At 41.0% G+C, this 20,283-nt stretch carries 15 protein-coding genes and 3 pseudogenes; 9 read left to right on the forward strand and 9 right to left on the reverse strand.

The window, feature by feature from the left end; genetic code table 11:
* Positions 1 to 310 precede the first annotated feature (310 nt).
* The 7 genes and pseudogenes from BTR_RS10595 to BTR_RS10640 all read left to right on the forward strand — a co-directional run.
* Positions 311 to 676 (forward strand): helix-turn-helix domain-containing protein, encoded by a 366-nt coding sequence (locus BTR_RS10595; protein WP_012232450.1) that lies wholly within the window; start codon positions 311 to 313, stop codon positions 674 to 676.
* Positions 677 to 1,060: 384 nt separating this feature from the next.
* Positions 1,061 to 1,519 (forward strand): helix-turn-helix domain-containing protein, encoded by a 459-nt coding sequence (locus BTR_RS10600; protein WP_244393467.1) that lies wholly within the window; start codon positions 1,061 to 1,063, stop codon positions 1,517 to 1,519.
* Positions 1,520 to 1,807: 288 nt separating this feature from the next.
* Entirely contained in the window at positions 1,808 to 2,173 is a 366-nt protein-coding gene (locus tag BTR_RS10610) for a helix-turn-helix domain-containing protein (protein WP_012232450.1), read from the forward strand.
* Between the two features lie 385 nt (positions 2,174 to 2,558).
* Positions 2,559 to 2,924 (forward strand): helix-turn-helix domain-containing protein, encoded by a 366-nt coding sequence (locus BTR_RS10620; protein WP_012232453.1) that lies wholly within the window; start codon positions 2,559 to 2,561, stop codon positions 2,922 to 2,924.
* A 658-nt stretch (positions 2,925 to 3,582) separates the two neighbouring features.
* Complete coding sequence (gene efp, locus BTR_RS10630) at positions 3,583 to 4,158, forward strand: elongation factor P (protein ID WP_012232455.1); 576 nt, start codon at positions 3,583 to 3,585, stop codon at positions 4,156 to 4,158.
* A gap of 11 nt (positions 4,159 to 4,169) precedes the next feature.
* Positions 4,170 to 4,961, forward strand: coding sequence for an inositol monophosphatase family protein (locus BTR_RS10635; protein WP_012232456.1), 792 nt, complete (start codon positions 4,170 to 4,172; stop codon positions 4,959 to 4,961).
* 21 nt (positions 4,962 to 4,982) lie between these two features.
* Positions 4,983 to 5,544: pseudogene (locus BTR_RS10640) on the forward strand (inositol monophosphatase family protein); the annotation flags it as partial.
* Positions 5,545 to 5,894: 350 nt separating this feature from the next.
* Here the strand turns inward: BTR_RS10640 and BTR_RS10645 are convergent.
* The 3 genes and pseudogenes from BTR_RS10645 to BTR_RS10660 form a co-directional block, all read right to left on the reverse strand.
* Positions 5,895 to 7,169: a hypothetical protein gene (locus BTR_RS10645; protein WP_012232457.1), complete on the reverse strand. Its 1,275-nt coding sequence runs from the start codon at positions 7,167 to 7,169 to the stop codon at positions 5,895 to 5,897.
* Positions 7,170 to 7,808: 639 nt separating this feature from the next.
* Positions 7,809 to 8,436, reverse strand: a pseudogene (locus BTR_RS10650) (tyrosine-type recombinase/integrase); the annotation flags it as partial.
* Between the two features lie 425 nt (positions 8,437 to 8,861).
* Positions 8,862 to 10,652, reverse strand: a complete 1,791-nt coding sequence (locus BTR_RS10660) for an ABC transporter transmembrane domain-containing protein (protein ID WP_012232458.1) — start codon at positions 10,650 to 10,652, stop codon at positions 8,862 to 8,864.
* Positions 10,653 to 10,861: 209 nt separating this feature from the next.
* Between BTR_RS10660 and rpmE the strand changes: the two genes are divergently transcribed.
* Entirely contained in the window at positions 10,862 to 11,083 is a 222-nt protein-coding gene (gene rpmE, locus BTR_RS10665) for a 50S ribosomal protein L31 (RefSeq protein WP_005774581.1), read from the forward strand.
* Positions 11,084 to 11,742: 659 nt separating this feature from the next.
* Here rpmE and BTR_RS10670 read toward each other — a convergent pair.
* The 6 genes and pseudogenes from BTR_RS10670 to tkt all read right to left on the reverse strand — a co-directional run bounded on the left by BTR_RS10670 (position 11,743) and on the right by tkt (position 19,670).
* Positions 11,743 to 12,030 carry a hypothetical protein gene (locus BTR_RS10670; RefSeq protein ID WP_038474745.1) on the reverse strand — a complete coding sequence of 96 codons (288 nt, stop codon included), beginning with the start codon at positions 12,028 to 12,030 and terminating at the stop codon, positions 11,743 to 11,745.
* Positions 12,031 to 12,806: 776 nt separating this feature from the next.
* Positions 12,807 to 13,343, reverse strand: a pseudogene (locus tag BTR_RS10675) (class I fructose-bisphosphate aldolase).
* A gap of 190 nt (positions 13,344 to 13,533) precedes the next feature.
* Complete coding sequence (locus tag BTR_RS10680) at positions 13,534 to 14,565, reverse strand: class I fructose-bisphosphate aldolase (protein ID WP_038474306.1); 1,032 nt, start codon at positions 14,563 to 14,565, stop codon at positions 13,534 to 13,536.
* A 115-nt stretch (positions 14,566 to 14,680) separates the two neighbouring features.
* Positions 14,681 to 15,874 (reverse strand): phosphoglycerate kinase, encoded by a 1,194-nt coding sequence (locus BTR_RS10685; protein WP_012232459.1) that lies wholly within the window; start codon positions 15,872 to 15,874, stop codon positions 14,681 to 14,683.
* 584 nt (positions 15,875 to 16,458) lie between these two features.
* Entirely contained in the window at positions 16,459 to 17,466 is a 1,008-nt protein-coding gene (gap, locus tag BTR_RS10690) for a type I glyceraldehyde-3-phosphate dehydrogenase (protein ID WP_012232460.1), read from the reverse strand.
* Between the two features lie 197 nt (positions 17,467 to 17,663).
* The gene (gene tkt / locus BTR_RS10695) at positions 17,664 to 19,670 is read right to left on the reverse strand and encodes a transketolase (protein WP_012232461.1); all 2,007 of its coding nucleotides are present in this window, start codon (positions 19,668 to 19,670) and stop codon (positions 17,664 to 17,666) included.
* A gap of 333 nt (positions 19,671 to 20,003) precedes the next feature.
* On the opposite strand from tkt, the gene BTR_RS10700 reads away from it, so the two are divergent.
* On the forward strand, positions 20,004 to 20,279 hold the full coding sequence (locus tag BTR_RS10700) for a DUF4164 domain-containing protein (protein ID WP_005774573.1): 276 nt from the start codon (positions 20,004 to 20,006) through the stop codon (positions 20,277 to 20,279).
* The last annotated feature ends 4 nt before the right edge of the window (positions 20,280 to 20,283 follow it).

The raw sequence follows: 20,283 nt of genomic DNA on the forward strand, positions 1-20,283 counted from the left end.
ATGAATGCTTTATATTACTTTCATAAAAAAACACCACCTCTCATAAAACTGTTTTTTATTGCCAATTTCCTGAAATTCCTTTATGAGTTAAAAGGTGTTTTGGTCGCATACGCAACGACCAAGAGGGAACTGAAAATCCTAAAACCCTAGCGTAAAAATAAACCCACTTTGTGGGTATCCCGGAATTCCGGGAGATTTTGCTATGTCCAGGTGCTTGTCCGCACTAAAAGCAAGATGCTGACTAGGGTTCAGTGTTTTCAGACTCCCGGAATACTTATGCGAGGGCGCTCGCAACCGGCGGGAGGGTGAAATGCAATCTCAAAATCTTAATATTGATCTTTTGGTCGGCAAAAAAATTCGCTTAAGACGACAAATGCTAAAAATGTCTCAAACAACTTTAGGGCACGCTTTAGGTGTAAGCTTTCAACAAATTCAAAAATACGAAAAAGGCTTAAATCGTGTCAGCGCAGGGCGGTTAATGCAAATTTCCGATATTTTGAATGTTCCGATTTCCTTTTTTTATGCGGATATCATCACAAAACAACAGCCTCCACACCATCACGATGAAGTCATCTCCAGCACAGAGGAATACCTGTTGCTCAAAAGGTTTAGAACGCTTACCTCGATAAAACAAAGAGCCATTCTACATCTTATCATGGATGAGAATGCAAGCTAATACCACGCACGAGCGCACCACATTCTCTATAAAGCGATACGCGCTGTTCAAAGCCATACTCCCTCGATATGAATGCTTTATATTTCTTTCATAAAAAAGCACACCGCTTCTTATTCAAAAAACTGTTTTTTATTGCCAATTTCCTGAAATTCCTTTATGAGTTAAAAGGTGTTTTGGTCGCATACGCAACGACCAATAGGGATTCAAAAACCCGAAACCTCGTACATTAATTTGTCCCACTCTGTGGGTATCCCGGAATTCCGGGAGTTTTTGCTATGTCCAGGTGCTGTCCCAGCACTAAAAGCAAAAAAGCTGATTCGAGGTCAGTATTTTTGACTCCCGGAATACTCGTGCGAGGGCGCTCGCAACCGGCGGGAGGGTAAAATGCAATCTCAAAATCTTAATATTGATCTTTTGGTCGGCAAAAAAATTCGCTTAAGACGACAAATGCTAAAAATGTCTCAAACAACTTTAGGGCACGCTTTAGGTGTAAGCTTTCAACAAATTCAAAAATACGAAAAAGGCTTAAATCGTGTCAGCGCAGGGCGGTTAATGCAAATTTCCGATATTTTGAATGTTCCGATTTCCTTTTTTTATGCGGATATCATCACAAAACAACAGCCTCCACACCATCACGATGAAGTCATCTCCAGCACAGAGGAATACCTGTTGCTCAAAAGGTTTAGAACGCTTACCTCGATAAACAAAGAGCCATTCTACAGCTTATCATGGATGAGAATGCAAGCTAACACCACGCACGAGCGCACCACATTCTCTATAAAGCGATACGCGCTGTTCAAAGCCATACTCCCTCGATATGAATGCTTTATATTTCTTTCATAAAAAAGCACACCGCTTCTTATTCAAAAAACTGTTTTTTATTGCCAATTTCCTGAAATTCCTTTATGAGTTAAAGGGTGTTTTGGTCGCATACGCAACGACCAATAGGGCTCTAAAACCCGAAAACTCGTACATTAATTTGTCCCACTTTGTGGGTATCCCGGAATTCCGGGAGATTTTGCTATGTCCAGGTGCTGTCCCAGCGCTAAAAGCAAAATGCTGATTCGAGTTCAGTGTTTTAGACTCCCGGAATACTTATGCGAGGGCGCTCGCAACCGGCGGGAGGGTGAAATGCAATCTCAAAATCTTAATATTGATCTTTTGGTCGGCAAAAAAATTCGCTTAAGACGACAAATGCTAAAAATGTCTCAAACAACTTTAGGGCACGCTTTAGGTGTAAGCTTTCAACAAATTCAAAAATACGAAAAAGGCTTAAATCGTGTCAGCGCAGGGCGGTTAATGCAAATTTCCGATATTTTGAATGTTCCGATTTCCTTTTTTTATGCGGATATCATCACAAAACAACAGCCTCCACACCATCACGATGAAGTCATCTCCAGCACAGAGGAATACCTGTTGCTCAAAAGGTTTAGAACGCTTACCTCGATAAAACAAAGAGCCATTCTACATCTTATCATGGATGAGAATGCAAGCTAATACCACGCACGAGCGCACCACATTCTCTATAAAGCGATACGCGCTGTTCAAAGCCATACTCCCTCGATATGAATGCTTTATATTTCTTTCATAAAAAAGCACACCGCTTCTTATTCAAAAAGCTATTTTTTATTGTCAATTTCCTGAAATTCCTTTATGAGTTAAAAGGTGTTTTGGTCGCATACGCAACGACCAAGAGGGTCTTGAAAGCCCGAAAATCTAAGCATGAATTTACCCCACTCTGTGGGTATCCCGGAATTCCGGGAGTTTTTGCTATGTCCAGGTGCGTCTTCGCACTAAAAGCAAAAAAAGCTGATTAGGTTTCAGTACTTTCAAGCTCCCGGAATACTTATGCGAGGGCGCTCGCAACCGGCGGGAGGGTAAAATGCAATCTCAAAATCTTAATATTGATCTTTTTGTTGGCAAAAAAATTCGCTTGAGACGACAAATGCTAAAAATGTCTCAAACAACTTTAGGGCATGCTCTAGGTGTAAGCTTTCAACAAATTCAAAAATACGAAAAAGGCTTAAATCGTGTCAGCGCGGGGCGGTTAATGCAAATTTCCGATATCCTCAATGTCTCGATTTCCTTTTTTTATGCGGATATCATCACAAAACAACAGCCTCCACACCATCACGATGAAGTTATTTCGAATACTGAAGAATACCTGTTGCTCAAAAGATTTAGAACGCTCACCTCGATAAAACAAAGAGCCATTCTACAGCTTATCATGGATGAGAATGCAAGCTAACACCACGCACGAGCGCACCACATTCTCTATAACGCGATACGCGCTATAAGGTGCTACACGCTCTGTTCTTAACAGACCTCATACACCTTTAAAGGACACAAAGCCCCTTCCCAATCCAATTTTTCAGCAATCAAGCTTCTCAGAACAAAACTCCGCTTTCCGTTTCATGGGGTTGATTTCACAAGATTATTCGGACAAGTTTCCCCACACAATATCCACGCGTCATTCTCATAAAAACGCCTCATAGATTTACAGAACTTCTCTCATCCGTCTCAATGAGATTTTACAACACCAACAGGATAAATTTCCCCCAAATCCTCAAAAATCTCAAAAATTTTTGTGCAAATTTTTAAAAAGCTTGCGTCTTGGCACTTTTTATGGTCTTGCAAAGAACTGAAAAGCAAGAATACATCAAGGTCCTTTTTGTCCTTAAGCTTTTCTCTGCAAAGCTCATAAGAAAACTTATGAGAGAACCCCATGAGAAAATTCATGGTAAGACAGATGAAAAGTACACAAAGACCATGAGGGAACCGCAAAACGAATAAAAGGTTTTGAATCTAAAAACAACAAAAGAGTTCACTGTTAAGGCAGCAAAGAAAAGCGCCATAGGGACAAAGTAAGAGAACTCTTTTTGCAAGAAGAGAATTGGATAGAAACGATGAAAATTAATGGCAATGAAATTCGCCCCGGGAATGTGATAGAGCATCAAGGAAGCTTGTGGGTTGCTGTCAAATGTAATGCCGTTAAACCTGGAAAAGGTGGTGCATTTAATCAGGTTGAACTAAAAAATTTACTGGATGGTACAAAACTCAATGAACGCTTTCGTGCCGCTGAAACGGTTGAAAGGGTCCGCCTTGAACAAAAAGATTTTACCTTTCTTTATCAACAAGGGGATGCTTTGGTTTTTATGGATTCAGAGTCGTATGAACAGCTTGAACTCCAAAAAGACTTTGTTGGTGAACGTGCTGCTTTCTTGCAAGATGGGATGACTGTCACAGTTGAACTTTATCAAGAAAAGCCTATCGGCATCTCCCTACCTGATCAAGTTGCTGTCACGATTGTCGAAGCCGATCCGGCTCTTAAAGGACAAACGGTGACCTCCTCTTATAAACCCGCCATTCTTGAAAACGGGATTCGTATTCTTGTGCCCCCTTTTATGAATGCCGGTGAGCGTATCATTGTCGACACCAACGAGTTGATTTATTTGCGTCGTGCAAATGAAAAAGATAAATAAAGGAATAAAAAATGGCCCATTCTGCAATCATGAATGTCATGGTGCAAGCTGCCATGAAAGCAGGACGCTCGTTGGTGCGTGATTACGGTGAAGTGCAAAATTTGCAAGTGTCCTTAAAAGGACCAGCCGATTACGTCAGCCAAGCCGATCGCAAAGCGGAAAAAATTATTTTCAACGAATTAAGCAAAGCACGCCCCAAATTTGGTTTTCTGATGGAAGAATCTGAGGAAATCGTTGGAGAAGATTCACAACATCGTTTTATTGTTGACCCTTTAGATGGCACCACAAATTTTCTCCATGGCATTCCTTTTTTTGCTGTTTCCATTGCTTTAGAAAGCCAAGGCAAAATCGTTGCAGCTGTCATTTACAACCCCGTGAATGATGAGCTCTTTACCGCAGAACGCGGCAGTGGTGCTTTTTTCAACGACCGGCGCTGTCGCGTTTCCGCACGGAAAAGATTAGAAGATTGTGTCATTGCCACCGGCATGCCTCATTTTGGACGCCCAGGTCATGGAACCTACCTTATTGAATTACGCAATATGATGATGGAAGTTGCTGGACTTCGCCGTTTTGGTGCTGCGGCGCTTGATTTAGCCTATGTTGCTGCTGGAAGAACTGATGGCTATTGGGAAGACAACCTGCAAATTTGGGATATGGCTGCTGGAATATTGATGGTTCGCGAAGCCGGTGGTTTTGTCACCGATAAAGAAGGGGGGGATGATATCTTCCGCAAAAAGAACATCATCGCTGGCAACGAACACATTCGCACCAAGTTAGAAAAAGTTCTCAAAAAAGGCATTTAGCTCTCAAAAAAAATCTTAAAACCACCAGATTACGTCAACCAAACCGATCACAAAGTAGAAAAAATTATTTTCAATTAACTAAGCAAAGTGCGCCCTAAATTTGGTTTTCTGATGGAAGAGTCTGAGGAAATCGTTGGAGAAGATTCGCAACATCGTTTTATTGTTGACCCTTTAGATGGCACCACAAATTTTCTCCATGGCATTCCTTTTTTTGCTGTTTCCATTGCTTTAGAAAGCCAAAGCAAAATCGTTGCAGCTGTCATTTACAACCCCGTAAATGATGAACTTTTTACCGCAGAACGGGGCAGTGGTGCTTTTTTCAACGACCGGCGCTGTCGCGTGTCCGCACGGAAAAGATTAGAAGATTTGTGTCATTGCCACCGGCATGCCTCATTTTGGACGCCCAGGTCATGGAACCTACCTTATTGAATTACGCAATATGATGATGGAAGTTGCTGGACTTCGCCGTTTTGGTGCTGCGGCGCTTGATTTAGCCTATGTTGCTGCTGGAAGAACTGATGGCTATTGGGAAGACAACCTGCAAATTTGCAATAGAACGCCCCGCATACAAATAGTTCACAAAACCATCACCAACGATCAAGCCCCTATAAACCCCTAAAGATACAATGACAGCCTAGCCAATATTATTGACACTGTTGTTCCCCTCAATTCCCCTACAAACAAACCAGAAAACAAAAAGCACCACCACAACAAAACGCTCTCAAAAACAATAAATATACCTGCTGCAAAAACCCGCCCCTACTCTTCTTAAGAAATCACCCTTACGCTGCCGAAAAAAGATTGCCTCCAAAAACCTACCCTCTCCTCTCCCATAAGAACTGTCACATATGCCTCTCACTGCTTTTCACCCCTACATAGCAACAGAAACTTCAGCAAATCCATTACACTCCACCCTCCCCCTTCATTTAACCATTATTTTAGATAATCTATGTAATGCCCACGAGATTTATAGTAACAAAAATCCTTATTCTCAAAAACCGCAGCCTGCATTTTACTTGCAACCTGTTGTTGATCCTCTTTAATAACCTCTTCGAGTTTCTTTACCTTCTCATCACCGAAGATAATTTTTAATTTTTCTTGTGAATTTCCTATTTCGACAAGCATTTTCCAAAAGATCCATTGATTATCACATTTCTTATTTGACACCTTCATCCATTCTCTGGCTCCTAATTTGTAAGCTTTTTCAAATGTCGGAGTCTCTTTAGCAATACGTAACCCCTTTTTCTTTTCTTTATCTCTCTCTTTACAAGTATCGATTTCATATCTAACCGTAGAGTAACGACAATTTTCATCAAAGGCCATATATCCTTCTTTCACCGTATCAATAAGCTGCTTATAGTAAATAAAAGTCTCTCTCGCCTTCTTATAATCACTGGAAATATCATATAATAATGACAGAAGTTCTCTTTTATAAATGCATAGTAATTCAGAATCCCCCGGCATATTATAATACCAGCACGGCAGGATCTCTTCTAGCGTTTCATATTCCGTATATTTGGGTAGGTCTTTATAATAGATTTCCATAGATGCTAGCTCTTCATAGCACCCTGAAGCTTTATCTTTTTGTTGCTGTTCATATTCAGCTTTAAGCATATCATCAACCACATATAAACACCAATGAAGCAACAACGTCGTAGGCTTATATCGCTTTTTTCTCGTAAAAGGATCCACAAACTCTCGTAATTTGATACCATTCTGTCTCATTAACCTTACAACTTTACGATAAATTTTCTTAAAAATTGGGCACATCATTAATTCATTTATTCTTTCAGTGTGCTCAGCAGTGAGTTCTTTTGTCAGCGCTTCACCATACAAAAACCACGCTTCTCCATACCCTTGCATACAAATATCTTTTATCATCAAAGGCCATTGTCCTTTAGATTCAGAAAAGTCTCCAGGACTTTTTATCTCCAGTATACTCCTCTCCCAATATCTTACTTCTTCATCCCATTGTTTAATCCATTCTTGTGGTATTTTTCGTGTTTTTTGAAAAAGCCTTTGCTCCCATTGTGCAATAATATTTCGATATATCGCGCACTCTCGATCTTTCAGCTGCAGAAATTGCTCACATTGCTCAAGTTGTTCACTTAATTGCTTTTTTTGATGATTTGCTAACCAAAGATTATAAATTATAATTCCTGCTATGATTATTCCTACTATAACTATGAAAGTATCGTAATCACCCATCCTCGCTCCTTTTTCTCCTCACCGACATTTCACACAGCTCTCTTATCGACTCCTCGATATTGTATCAATATGTATATAACGGATTCAAAGTTTTCTATATATTCTGCGTTAACAAAAATAGCATACAAAATATAGATAATAATATTGATAAATACAAACAATTCGTATTTTAATTATACTATTCTTGTGCTTTATACGCTTTAAAGAAAAGCTTTATAACTCTTAAAATGAACTTCCCCGATAGAGTGGTTCAAAGTACTCAAAAGCCTAACACAGCAAAACATGGCTGCGTGCTCTCTTAGCTCTGTTTTGCAAAATCGATAAAAAGCATTTCTCAACCCATTTATCGGCTCTTTTTCCATAAGCCGGCACCATCACACATTTTGCCACCCTCCAATGTTGCTACAACCCTTAAAACTTGAGAGGATTCATAAGAAGCATTGTTCTTTCTCAAGTGTTTTACGCCATACAAACTTCCCTACTTTTTACATGCAAGAGACATGATTTTAATTGATTCACCATCATAGGTTTAAAATAAGAAAATCCTATGATTTTAGAAGCTCTCATCCAACGTGGAAAACAATGAATTATCCTTATAAATCAACGTGAAGACAGTTATAAAGAGAGCGATCCCATTCAATTCATAGCTGGTCTATTAATGGTTTTATAGAGTTGTTTACCTAAGAGAGCGCGTGCTTTTTCTACTGCTTGTAAATCAACATTTAATCCCAAAGCAGCCGCATGTTTGAGACAAATATTAAGACGATTAAGAGCTCTATTAGCTGTTGCTGCTTTTGTATGCCAAATGGGAGCAAAGGTATCACGTATCTCTGTTTGTGTAATTTCTGAAATGGGCAAACATCCTAATTTAGGGAGAATATGAAGTTGTAAAGGCGAAAACCAATCTCCATTTTTCCCATCTCTTTTTAATTCAGCTTTACGGCTTTCAAAAGTATCCAAAGCAATATCTTTTAAATAATGGAGACCGCTTATTGCCTCACGCTTTTGTTTTTCACGTTCTTTAATGGGGTCACGCCCTTCACGCAAAACAGAACGCCACCCAGTTGCCAATTCACGGGCTTGTTTTAAAGAGAAATGTCTCAAAGCGCACCCAATCCCATTTCACGACGGCGCCCGTGAAGGGTATAACGATAAATCCATTGAGCACCTCTATCTTTACGTTTATGAAGAAGCAAACCGGCACCATCACACACTTTACCAGCCCGTGGGTATTGCGATACAGCTCTTGGCATTTGAGAGCGTTCATAAGAACCATTTTTAGTCTTTTCTTATACAAATTTGACCCACACAATCCTCCCGCTTTTGACGTGCAAGCAAGTGATGTTGATTGATTCAAGATAAACAGATTTGAAATAAGAGAATCTTACGATATTCGGGACTCTCATTCGATATGAATAAGGCTGAATTATCTATATAAATTAATGCGTTGTCAATGAATAAAGATTAACTTGGCATCGTTTTATATTCTACATAAAGAAAGCATTTTTATAAAGATGCTCCCTTTCAAGTAGAAAAAAGCACAACCAGAATTCAAAAAGAAAAACGCCTCAATTTTTGCCCCTCTTTTTTATCTTAATTCTTGCCTCTCTTTTTCCCATGAGCCCTTAAATGATCATCCTCTGCTTGTAAAAATGGTATTCCCCCCAATTACTGCTCTTGCATTAAGAACCCTTATTCGGGTGAAAATTGCAATTTTGCAAGATAAGCATAAACACCATTTTTTGCCACAAGTTCTGCATGGGTTCCTTCTTCCACAAGAGCGCCTTTATCCATCACGAGAATACGATCCGCTTTTAAAATGGTTGCCAAACGGTGCGCAATCACCAATGTTGTACGGTTTTGCATCAAACCTTCTAAGGCTTCTTGCACAAGTTTTTCACTTTTTGCATCTAAAGCAGATGTCGCTTCATCAAGCAGCAAGAGCGGTGCATTTCTTAAAATCGCCCGTGCAATACCAATGCGCTGTTTTTGCCCCCCAGAAAGCATGATCCCACGTTCTCCAACTTGTGTCTCCAAGCCATCAGGCAAAGTTTCAATAAATTCAAAGGCATTGGCTGCTTTAGCAGCCGCAATAATTTCCTCTTCCAGGGCATTTTCAGTCCCAAAAACAATATTATCGCGCAATGTACCATCAAAAATAGCAACATCTTGCGGAACATAAGAGATTGCACCACGTAAATCTTGCAGAGAAAGGCGATCAATTTCCAGACCATCCAACCGAATTTTTCCACTTGTTGGGTCATAAAAACGCAGGATTAAAGAAAAAATGGTACTTTTCCCCGCCCCTGAAGCACCAACAAAAGCAACTGTTTCACCGGCGTTGATAGAAAAGGAAAGCGAGCGTAAAATCTTCTCTTGTGGTCGAGAAGGATAGGTAAAATCAACATGATCAAAAATAAGTTCGCCTCGAACAGGGCGCTCCAATGATAAAGGATTTTTAGGTGCTAAAATCATAGGTTTTTCCTGCAACAATTCGGCCAATCGTTCAGCCGCACCTGCTGCTTGAATGAGTTCTGCCCCCAGTTCTGATAATTGCGCAAAGGTTGAGGCTCCAAAAACGGCATAAAGGACAAATTGCCCTAATGTCCCCCCTGTCATCGTCCCATTCAAAACATCATGCGATCCAATCCACAAAACAGCCACCACACTGCTAAAAACCAAAAAAATCGCAAAACCAGTAAAAAAGGAACGCAAAATTACAGAAGCCCGTGCTGTCTGAAAGGCGCGTTCTATCATCCGTGAAAAACGTGTCGCAACAAATTTTTCAGCGGTAAAAGCTTGTACCGTACGAATAGCGCTAACCTGTTCTGTTGCAACAGCATTAGCATCGGCGACACGATCTTGCGCCGCGCGTGTGCGTGTACGTACCCTGCGTCCAAAAGCCACCAAAGGAATTGCCACAACAGGAATAGCAGCCAGAACCAGCAAAGATAATTTAGCATTGGTGATCACCATCATCACGACAGCCCCGATCACGATAATCAACTGACGCAACGCGGTAGAAGCTGTCGAGCCAACAGCCAGTTTTATTTGTGTCGTATCTGTTAGAAGTCTTGAAACAATCTCGCCTGAATGCGACCGATCAAAAAAAGCTGGCGAAAGTTTCATAATATGGATAAACACATCCCGTCGTAAATCGGCAACAATCCGTTCTCCCAAGGTGATGACACAATAATAACGGCAAGCTGAAGAAAAGGCGAGAATCAAGGCTAATAAAAACAAAATGCCAAAGTAAAAATTGATATGTCCATGGCTTGAGCGAGAAAATCCATGATCAAACATTTGGCGGATCGCTATGGGTAAAGCTAATGTGACAAGAGCTGCAACAGACAAAGCAAGAAAGGCAAAGATAAACAACCAACGATAGCGCAAAAGATAAGGAACAAAAATGGCAAGCGAAGAAAAGGAAGATTTCTCAAGAGAGGATTTTGTAGATTTTTCTGAATGACGATATAATTTCATAAAACTTCGCTCACTATATTAAAGGATTTATAAAACTATTAAAGGATTTATAAAACTTGACAAAATGATGTATCTTGAACACTTGTTTTTTAATGCGTGCTCAGCTATAGGAATAGATACTTTAATCAATGTATCAAAAAGACAAAGGAAGCGCACTTAAAAAATCGAGTAAGTGTTCTTTCATTCTGTAAACGTAAAAGGTTTGACGCATGAAAGCGAATATTCATCCTAACTATCACAAAATTACCGTTGTTATGACGGATGGAACTCAATATACAACGCGCTCCACTTGGGGAAAAGAAGGGGATACGCTCAATCTAGATATTGATCCAAGAACACATCCAGCATGGACAGGTGGGTCCCAGACACTTGTAGACCGTGGCGGTCGCCTTTCTAAGTTCAAAAATCGTTTTGGCAATATTGGTATGTAAAAACCTCATTCTCATGGGGCACAAAGATTTTAAACCAAACGATTGCCTCATTAGAGTTATGAGGCTTTTTTTGTGCTGTAATGGAGTGCACTTTAAAGAGTGATTTAAAAACGCATCCAACAGAAATAGATCGGTCTCAACCCCTTATAAATCGTGGTGGTTGCGTTTTTTTTAATTCAAAAATCATTTTGTGATATAGCTATATCAAGAGCACCTAAAATACGCCTTAGTGGCTAAATATAGGTGTTTTTTCCCCTTATAGCGTATCAGTTTTGTAGAAGGCTTTGAACCCTTTATATTTAAATCAAAAAATCATAATTGGATTATATTGCATAAAGATGCTTTCTCATTTTTCCATTTAGCACACGATAACATACCATTGAGTCCCCCTAAGAAGCTTTCCTCTTATATCATGACTTCATAAGCCGCGTGAAAAAGACAAAACAAGCCGTTTGGGTGTCTTAAGGTCAAGGACGCAGTGAGTCCACCCTACAAGACTTCCGCCCTACAAGATTTCCATTGTGCTTAAGGACCAAGGTTTGTTATAGTTCCTTCATTAAATGCAGCTCTAATGTCATGATTTTTGAGAACAATTCTTAAGAATTTGAGAGACTGCCTGCCTCTCATTTTGATTTATACACAACCAAAGTGCGCTCTCTTTATTCAGGGAGAATAAGAACATACCCTTCAGGTGCTAAACGGTATAAGAGAGCATCATACCCCCACATAGCAGACATGCAGCAAATAGAAAAAACGCCTTCACCAATTGCTATGAGTAGTGTGAACGATATAGCGGCTTCATCTGCTGTTGCTTCGCGGCGTTGTAAGTAGTATCCGACAAAAAAGAAAAAGCACGTGAGTCCACTCGCTCCCGTAAAGAAGCTTAGTACGGTATGAACCGGTCCACGCATGTTGAATAAGATAAGAAAAATTATGAAAAAAAACACTCCGAATATTCCAGCGAATATCCCACGTACGATATGGCAAAATTTTCGCATCATAATTGCAGAAACGCTCTGCTCTGCGTATCGATTTTTTTTGGTGCTTGTATTCTTAGAAGATATGCTGTCCACAACTCCCCCCTCGATTTTAAAGCCAAAATGCTACGAGATTAATTTTCTATAATGATATCATAACAAAATACAAGAAAAATTTATTCATTTTAATGAAAAAAGAGGTGTTTTATTGAAATACAAATCTATTTTTGTTAGCAAAAGCAACTAAATCCGCTCGTTAATAAAAAGACACCCCCTTGAAGAAGAAGCTATCCTGAAGCACAAAAGTTTCATAAGCTATATGTCTAATCCAATCAGAAATCACAACTCTTCAATCGACCCGCTTACCCAACTTTTGAGATTGCACTCAAATGGATTGTGCTGATGACAAGCAATAATAACATGAATAAAGAGAAAATATCACAATATCAAACTCTTCTTAAGATAGTACCAACTTTATGATTTTCACTTCAAAAAATAAGAGTCCATCTCACGAACCATAACACAACGAAGATACTGCGCATTCACGAATTTCCTTTAAAGTACCTTCTCCCCTTCTTACAATCGCACCTCTCCCGCAATCTTATCTCTCGATGCAATTCATAAAGACTTTTAAAATATCCAAGGAGAAAACGCTCTGAGAAAGCTTTCAAGTCTAAAATACCCCCATCATTTTTATCATGATGAGGATTTCCCAATCACGCAGAAACATGCAAAATATTCCCCGTTTAAGCATAGAGCTTGTGCTTCAAACGCTCACTTTTTCTTGGCTCTTTTGTCCCCTGCTCTTTTGTCCATTGTCCTAAAGCCGCAAGATGGTTCATCTGCGCACGGTGATGAAATGCTTTTTGTGCAATAGCAATATTCTCATCTTTTCCAGCCCATGCTTTTAAAGCAGCCGCTTGCAAAGCACGTCGATCAAGAAAAGGTCAATTTCCAAGGCAATGCGCCCAAAGCATTGATCGTGAATAAATGGGGCAGAAAAATGCGCCGTTGCTTCCTGATCTGACTGCCCGTAAGACAAGAAAAGCAATTCTTAAGAACAGCGGAAGGTACAGTTTGTTTAAGCACACGAACAGTCTTTCAGCCACCTCTTCAACACCAGCCTTGCGCGCATCCTTGCCATCAATGACCCTATTGGGTTTTAAAATCATCCCCTCTAAAACAACACGGGCTTCAAATAATTCTTTAAAGACAGTCTGTAAAACAGCGCCTGTCACCTCAAAGCAACAGGCAATGGAATGTTGACACAATGGTCTATCCATCGACACTTGCCCCTTCAGCAATCAGCACAATCCAATCTCAAAATTGCCGAACCCAAAAATCTGTATTCTTTATCAAGGAGCATGAACCATGCGAAAACTTGTGCATTTTGATTGCCCTTCTTGCCAAGCAAAGCGTTTGCATCAAAGACAATCACCGCACTCCCCTATGGGAATTCAAGTCTATAGCAATTCAAGCGCTCACCTTTTCTTGGCTCTTTGTCCATTGTCCTAAAGCCGCAAGATGGTTCATCTGCGCACGGTGATGAAATGCTTTTTGTGCAATAGCAATATTCTCATCTTTTCCAGCCCATGCTTTTAAAGCAGCCGCTTGCAAAGCACGTCCATAGGAAAAGGTCAATTTCCAAGGCAATGCGCCCAAAGAATTCATGGCTGATAAATGCGCCGTTGCTTCCTGATCTGACTGCCCACCAGAGAGAAAAGCAATTCCTGGAACAGCAGAAGGTACAGTTTGTTTAAGCACACAAACAGTCTTTTCAGCCACCTCTTCAACACCAGCCTTGCGCGCATCCTTGCCATCAATCACCATATTGGGTTTTAAAATCATCCCCTCTAAAACAACACGGGCTTCAAATAATTCTTTAAAGACAGTCTGTAAAACAGCGCCTGTCACCTCAAAGCAACGTGCAATGGAATGCCCGCACGACGGTCCATCCATCAGCACTTCCGGCTCCACAATCGGCACGATATTGAGTTCCTGACATAAAGCAGCATAGCGTGCAAGAGCGTGTGCATTTTGATTGATAGCGCCTCTTGTTGGTAAGGTATCTGCATTAATGGCAATCACCGCCCGCCACTTAGCAAAACGTGCGCCCAAAGTATAATAGTCTTTTAACCGTTCACGAAGACCATCTAACCCTTCGGTAATTGTCTCTTGAGGAAAAGCAGCTAAGGGTTTCGCACCCGTATCAACTTTAATTCCTGGTAATGCCCCTGCATCACGAATAAGATTCGTCAACATTTGCCCTGTTGATGCTTTTTGTCGAATGGTTTCATCAAATAAAATGACTCCAGAGATAGCGTTTTGCATAGCTTCTTTTGCACTAAAAAGCATTTCACGATAAGCACGGCGCCTATCTTCATTGGATTCAACACCAATGCTTTCAAAACGCTTTCCAATGGTCGCCGTACTTTCATCTGCTGCTAAAATACCTTTACCCGCCTGCACAAGAGAAAGTGCAATATCTTCAAGCCGTTCAGTCATAAAAAATTCCTCTTTATTTTCTCTATTTTGTCTTAAAATTTTCCAAAAGCGCGCAATACGCTTAAACTCACCTCACACAACACACAACTTTAAAGCTGCTTTTCGCATAATCCCTTTAAGGCTGCATAAGGGCGAGAATCCCAGGCAGAACCTTCCCTTCCATCCATTCCAAAAAAGCCCCTCCTGCAGTTGAGAGATAAGTAAAATCATTAGCAACATCAGCATGATTAAGAGCAAAAACCGTATCGCCCCCTCCCGCAATTGAAACCAACCTGCCCGTCAGGCTGCGTTCTGCGGCATGGCGTGCAACAGCAATTGTTCCTTTATCAAAAGGAGGCATCTCAAAAACACCAAGGGGTCCATTCCACACAAGGGTAGCAGCCTTATCTATCACGCTATTGATATGGACAATAGAGCGTGTCCCAATATCCAATATCATGCCCTCTTCAGGAATATCACCAATATCATAAAGACGATGTGGAGCATCTTTTTCAAAGCGAAATCCAACGACAACATCCACAGGGAGCAGAAGTGTACAGTGACACTCTTGCGCTTTTTTAATGATTTTTTTGACCGTTTCCATCAATGTGTGTTCACACAGTGACTTTCCCACATGGATACCTTGCGCAGCTAAAAAACTGTTGGCCATTCCCCCTCCAATCACCAAGGTGTCAACTTTTTCCACCAAATGATTGAGAACAAAAAGCTTACTGGAAACTTTTGCCCCTCCTACAAGTGCAACGACAGGACGCGTTGGATTTCCGAGCCCTTTTTCTAAAGCCTGCAACTCACCTTGTAAAGAGCGCCCCGCATAAGAGGGCAACAAACGCGTTATTCCCTCCACCGAAGCATGGGCACGATGAGAAACCGAAAAAGCATCATTGACATAAAGATCCCCATTATGAGCCAAAGCTCCGGCAAAAGAACAATCATTTTTTTCCTCACCGGCATAAAAACGAACATTTTCGAGCAGTAAAACATCCCCATTTTGCAATGCCTCCACCGCCACCTGCACCGTAGAACCAATACAGTCCGGAGCAAAAGCAACCGGCTGATTAATGATTTTTTCCAGCACTGACACAACAGGACGGAGTGAAAATTCCGGCTCGATCTTTCCTTTGGGGCGACCACAATGAGAAAGCAGAATAAGCTTAGCGCCACGCTTTTGCAGCTCAACGAGTGTTTCTTTATGGCGAACAAGACGCGTCTCATCACAAACTTTACCCAATGCCATAGGAACATTAAAATCCACGCGCACAAGAACACGTTTGCCCAAAACATCAACATCATCAAGCGTACGAAACACCATCACTGTTTCCTCTTCACTTTCAATTGTTTCAAATAAAAACGCATCAAACAAACCTGCTTAATTTTCTTTCCTCTAAAATCTCTTCTTTGCTTTTGCATGCCCCTACTTTGCTTGTGTATGCCACATCTTTATTTTTTCATAAAAGAAACCTACGAAAAACCACCCTTCTCTCCCCTCTACTTGAAAATTCAAAGCCTCCATCATCAAGTGTACAAAAGCCTCTCATTGTTCTTAATCTTCATAATCCATTGTTGCAAACAAATGCATTGGCTCAATTTTATTTCTACTAAAACGCTTCTTTACTTCTATGAAAAAGTGTTTACATTTTTCATTTTCTGACGTTTTTTCAAACGTTATCTCGTTCAGATGTTCCTTTTTCAAAGTTTACTCTTTCAAGCGGCTTTTAAAATCATATACTGCCTTGCACTTAAAAAAAACACCATCAATCCTTAACAGCATCTTCTCTCTGGCGCATAAAAACGACAACTTCTCTCTATTTTTCTCAAAAGAATGCGCCTTAATTTGTACAAAAACGAGGCTTTTCCTCATAAAGGAAAAGGACCCGAGGGTCCTTCTTAGAGTATTTATATTGTCTTGGCAAAAGCCACAGCCGTATCACTCATACGGTTAGAAAAGCCCCATTCATTATCATACCAAACCAGAACACGACAGAGCTTACCATCAATCACTTTGGTTTGATCATTATGGAAAATGGCTGAATGAGGATTATGATTAAAATCACAACTCACAAGCTTTTCTTGCGTAGTGTCCAAAATTCCCTTTAAGGAACCGCGTGCAGCAGTCGCAATAGCCGTATTAATTTCTTCAATTGTTGTGGAACGCTTAGCAGTAAATGTCAAATCTACCACAGAAACATTCGGGGTTGGAACACGAATGGACACCCCATCAAGCAATCCCTTTAATTCTGGCAAAACCAATCCCACAGCTTTTGCTGCCCCGGTTGAAGTAGGAATCATCGAAAGAGCAGCCGCACGCGCCCGATAAAGATCACGATGCATGGTATCCAACACAGGTTGATCACCCGTATAAGAATGGATTGTTGTCATGAATCCATTTTCGATACCCACCGTGTTGTGCAAAACTTGTGCAACAGGGGCTAAGCAATTGGTTGTACAAGAAGCATTTGAAACAACGCGATGCTCTTTATTTAAAGATTGATGATTAACCCCGTATACCACGGTAAGATCGGCTCCTTCAGAAGGCGCAGAAACAAGCACACGCTTTGCCCCCGCATCCAAATGCGCCTTTGCTTTATCACACGCCGTAAAAATGCCCGTACATTCCAACGCAATATCGATATCTAAATCTTTCCAAGGCAATTGTACAGGATCACGCTCCGCGCATACCTTTATTAAACCACTCCCCACATCAATGGCATCCCCCACTACCTTAACATCCCCAGGAAAACGCCCATGAACTGAATCATAGCGCAATAAATGGGCGTTTGTTTCCACCGATCCTAAATCATTAATTGCAACCACTTCAATATCTTTTCGTCCACTTTCTATCAGCGCCCGTAAAATATTGCGTCCAATACGACCAAACCCATTAATTGCAACACGAACTGTCATTTCACATGTTTCCTCATCTCATTTTTAAAACACAACAAATGGGCATTTTCCAATCCCAAACCCTGAATTCCTAAGACGTTAATACCTTGATCAATCAATCACTTATCCACAATAACGCATAACATTATCCACAACACTGTACAGAATAGGATGTCCTACCACCACCCCCACTCATGACAATATAAGTTGTCATTTTGTCATTTTGTCTTTTCCTCTTCGATCTTTTCCAGCTCTCCTTCAGCGGTAGCAACGACATTTTCCCAAGTAATACCAAAATGCGCATAAAGATCATCAATTGTTCCACTTGCACCAAACCCCTCCATGCCAATAAACACGCCATCACAGCCAATAAAACGGTCCCATCCTTGGGCAACGGCAGCTTCAATGGCGATTTTAATCGGCGCATCTCCAATGAGAGCACGCTGATAGGAACAAGATTGTTGAGAAAAGAGTTCAAAACAAGGCACAGAAACCACACGCGTTGGGATGCCTTTTTCTTCTAAGACCGCATGGGCTTTGACCGCAATTTGCAATTCTGAACCGGAAGCAAACAAAGTCACTTGCGCCTCATCACTGGCCGTTAACAATTCATAAGCCCCAAGCATACAGAGATTTTCTTCTTCATATTCTTGACGCAGCAGCGGTAGATTTTGTCGGCTCAACGCCAAGGTGGAAGGCGTTCCGCGTGCTTTCAAAGCCAATTGCCAACACTCGACTGTTTCCATAGCATCAGCAGGACGGAACACAAGATGATTAGGCATAGCACGCAGGCAAGCCAAATGCTCCACGGGTTGATGGGTTGGACCATCTTCTCCAAGCCCGATAGAATCATGGGTCATGACATAAATCACCCGCAACCCCATGAGAGAAGATAAGCGCATAGCGGGACGCATATAGTCAGAAAAGCATAAAAACGTCCCTCCATAAGGAATAAAGCCCCCATGAAGAGCGAGCCCATTCATTATAGCACCCATGGCATGTTCACGAATGCCATAATGGAGATAGCGTCCTGAAAAATCATTCGCAGAGATACTTTTCATCTGACTGCTTTTTGTATTATTAGATCCTGTTAAATCGGCAGAACCACCAATGGTCTCACTCACGACTTCATTGATCACTTCAAGAGCCATTTCCGAAGCTTTACGCGTAGCAACCACAGGACACTCTTCAACGAGTTTCTGTTTATAAGCATCGACAGCGCCATCAAATCCACCCACGAGATCACCACGCATCAATCTTTCAAACTCGACCCGTTCTGAGACAGAAAGAGCCGCCAATTTTTCTTCCCATTTTTGTCGCCTTTTAGCGGCATTAAGCCCTGCTAAACGCCAATTATCGAGAATATCGGCTGGAATAACGAAAGGCTCTGCCTCCCACCCCAAGGCGATACGGGTCTCAGCAATTTCTCGCACGCCTAAAGGGGATCCATGAACTTTATTGGTTCCCGCTTTATTCGGCGCTCCAAAACCGATTGTTGTTTTACAAGCGATTAAAGTTGGTTTATCAGAATTTTTCGCCTCTTCAATGGCATGTGCAATGGCTGTTTGGCTATGTCCATCGACTTTGACTGTATTCCAACCAGATGCCTTAAAACGCGCACACTGATCTGTGCTATCCGCAAGGGAAATCTCTCCATCGATAGAAATATTATTATCATCCCACAACACGATAAGCTTGTGAAGTTTTAAATGCCCAGCTAAGGAAATTGCTTCTTGCGAAATTCCTTCCATCAAGCATCCATCCCCCACCAACACGTAAGTATAATGGTTGATAAGATCGCCAAAACGGGCATTTTGCAGACGTTCTGCCAGCGCCATCCCCACGGCATTAGCCAACCCTTGTCCGAGAGGTCCCGTCGTTGTTTCAATTCCTGCCGCATGCCCATATTCTGGATGCCCCGCAAGCTTTGCCCCTAATTGGCGAAAGTCTTTGAGATCCTCAATACAGATATCTTCATAACCAGAAAGATACAGCAGAGCATAAAGCAACATCGATCCATGTCCTGCTGATAAGACGAAACGATCACGGTTTGGCCAACGAGGATTTTTAGGATCATGAGCAAGGAATTGTGTATAAAGAACCGTAGCAATATCGGCTGCCCCCATTGGCAAGCCTGGATGGCCAGAATTTGCTTTTTCAATCGCATCAATAGCGAGAAAACGGATAGCATTGGCCATCTGATTCTGTTGGAGGGTATTTGTCATGAATGATCGACCACTTTTTTAATACATTATTCTGTTGCTTTTTCCGTATTCTCTTAAAATTCCTTAAGAAATACTCTTTTTAACCATCAGCATGAAACTTCTTGTCACCACTTCAATAACCTTAATAACATTCCCCTCACGCATCCTGTATATCCATGTCATTTATGCCAATACGCGCAAAAAATCCAGCTTTTAATTTATATCTATCCCCTGCTTTGCTTGCTAAAATATCCTACATACTTAAAAATAAAATACACACAATATAAGAATGTAAGTGATTCGTTTTTGCATAACGCATTGATAAAGGATACAATTACCCAAAGGACAAAAGCAATGAACCAAGAGACTACGGTTCTACAAGATGCTCTAGAGCACCTAGAAAAAGCACTTAGAACCTTAGAGATCACCATAATAAACCGCAACGCTGTTATTGATAAAAATAACGAATGGGAAGAAGAAATTCAACGAATGAATGCTGACCGCAGCCATCTTGCCCAAGCGCTTGACAAAGCTGAAGCCCAAATTGAACGCTTAGAATCTGTTAACAAAGAAGTTTCCAAACGCCTTATTAAAGCAATGGAAACGATTCGTGTCGTCATTGATAGATAAAGGT

The sequence above is a fragment of the Bartonella tribocorum CIP 105476 genome (assembly GCF_000196435.1).
GTDB lineage: Bacteria > Pseudomonadota > Alphaproteobacteria > Rhizobiales > Rhizobiaceae > Bartonella > Bartonella tribocorum.

Excerpts from the sequence above, each read along its gene's own strand:
- BTR_RS10635 (WP_012232456.1), top strand. The coding sequence starts at position 4,170 with ATGGCCCATTCTGCAATCATGAATGTCATGGTGCAAGCTGCCATGAAA.
- rpmE (WP_005774581.1), top strand. The coding sequence starts at position 10,862 with ATGAAAGCGAATATTCATCCTAACTATCACAAAATTACCGTTGTTATG.
- BTR_RS10595 (WP_012232450.1), top strand. The coding sequence starts at position 311 with ATGCAATCTCAAAATCTTAATATTGATCTTTTGGTCGGCAAAAAAATT.
- BTR_RS10645 (WP_012232457.1), bottom strand. The coding sequence starts at position 7,169 with ATGGGTGATTACGATACTTTCATAGTTATAGTAGGAATAATCATAGCA.
- BTR_RS10660 (WP_012232458.1), bottom strand. The coding sequence starts at position 10,652 with ATGAAATTATATCGTCATTCAGAAAAATCTACAAAATCCTCTCTTGAG.
- gap (WP_012232460.1), bottom strand. The coding sequence starts at position 17,466 with ATGACAGTTCGTGTTGCAATTAATGGGTTTGGTCGTATTGGACGCAAT.
- BTR_RS10685 (WP_012232459.1), bottom strand. The coding sequence starts at position 15,874 with ATGGTGTTTCGTACGCTTGATGATGTTGATGTTTTGGGCAAACGTGTT.
- BTR_RS10700 (WP_005774573.1), top strand. The coding sequence starts at position 20,004 with ATGAACCAAGAGACTACGGTTCTACAAGATGCTCTAGAGCACCTAGAA.
- BTR_RS10600 (WP_244393467.1), top strand. The coding sequence starts at position 1,061 with ATGCAATCTCAAAATCTTAATATTGATCTTTTGGTCGGCAAAAAAATT.
- tkt (WP_012232461.1), bottom strand. The coding sequence starts at position 19,670 with ATGACAAATACCCTCCAACAGAATCAGATGGCCAATGCTATCCGTTTT.
- BTR_RS10610 (WP_012232450.1), top strand. The coding sequence starts at position 1,808 with ATGCAATCTCAAAATCTTAATATTGATCTTTTGGTCGGCAAAAAAATT.
- efp (WP_012232455.1), top strand. The coding sequence starts at position 3,583 with ATGAAAATTAATGGCAATGAAATTCGCCCCGGGAATGTGATAGAGCAT.
- BTR_RS10620 (WP_012232453.1), top strand. The coding sequence starts at position 2,559 with ATGCAATCTCAAAATCTTAATATTGATCTTTTTGTTGGCAAAAAAATT.
- BTR_RS10680 (WP_038474306.1), bottom strand. The coding sequence starts at position 14,565 with ATGACTGAACGGCTTGAAGATATTGCACTTTCTCTTGTGCAGGCGGGT.